Annotated in this window: 2 protein-coding genes; both read right to left on the minus strand. The window is 42.6% G+C overall.

Features of this window, described 5'->3' with window-relative positions:
- Positions 1-434, minus strand: a 434-nt coding sequence (locus ACTNBF_RS16445; protein WP_441019257.1) for an ATP-binding protein, incomplete at its 3' end; no start/stop codon positions are given.
- Positions 434-1,156: Mu transposase domain-containing protein (locus ACTNBF_RS16450; RefSeq protein WP_441089702.1), on the minus strand; the 723-nt coding region annotated here is incomplete at its 5' end. The genes ACTNBF_RS16450 and ACTNBF_RS16445, both read right to left, overlap by 1 nt.

A 1,156-nucleotide genomic window follows, 5' to 3' on the forward strand; every position in this document is an offset into this window, starting at 1 on the left:
AGGAGCTCTTCACTATGAAAATATCCAACGTTATATCTATTGCAGGCTTTAATACCAATGGCCTTGGCCAGATAGGACTTTCCGGCATCAGATTCGCCGAGAATACAAAGATTATAGCCCCTTTCAATGAAATCCAGTGAAGAAAGAACATCGGTTATCCCTGATGGAAGGTATTCTCTCTTATCAGAGTCAATGCACTCAGACAGTTCTTCAGGTGATCCTTTTAGATGAGCTGCCGTTAATCGATTCTTCAGTGTAGTACTGACTTTTTCTTGAAACTGTGGTTCTATAAGCTCTGCAATCAGTGTCAGACGGTCCATTTCAAGGAATCCAGGCTTATGATACAGATCATCCAGCGTTGCAGCCATTGTCGATAGTTTCAGCTCATTGAGTTCATCAACAAGCTCATTGATGAGTTCGGTTCCGGTAAGCATCAGTCATCTGCCTCCTCTCTCATCTGATCCGCAAGCGCTTTGCTGCGGGATAAAAGAGTATCAATGCTAGAGGCTTCCGGAGGCATGACATAACCACCCCTTGTTGGTTCTTTCTTTTGGACAGACCCATGTCGATAACCGGCATCGCCAAGATCATCTGCAATGACAGAGATGGTGTTCTTAATAAAGGTATATTTCTGTTTGTTTAATGAGATTGCCTGTTTACAGCACTCCTCTAAAGCTTTGTTACTGTACTTTTTGGTAAAGTTCAGGATACCAAGACACATGCGGTATGTCTGCACTTCATACTGCCTTGACTTTAGGATCGTACGGATAACAGTCTCAGTATTCTTGCCAACAAGAGAAGCCTTTTGAATGAAATAAGGTCCGTTCCACTGTGTAAATCCTTTATAATTCTCAGGCAGATGTTCTGGATCCGTTGACCACTGACCCTTACGGGTTGCTCTCGGCCATTCATAAAGGAACTCGCCTGCAAGGGAATAAATGCGAACAACAGAAGAAGATGCCTTGATAGATACTTTCTTGTGCAAAAATGCTTTGTCTACGCTATAATAAGCATTGTCAAAGCGTACGTGGAAGTCGCTTGATACCTTTGCCGTTTTTCTCTCCATGTACTCGTAATGCATGGAGGGGAGCGGCATCAATTCAAGTTTCTCCTCTTCCCAATAGTAGTATCTATTATGTTCTTTCTTTTTAAACGG

The organism is Bariatricus sp. HCP28S3_A4 (assembly GCF_052066395.1).
GTDB lineage: Bacteria > Bacillota > Clostridia > Lachnospirales > Lachnospiraceae > Allocoprococcus.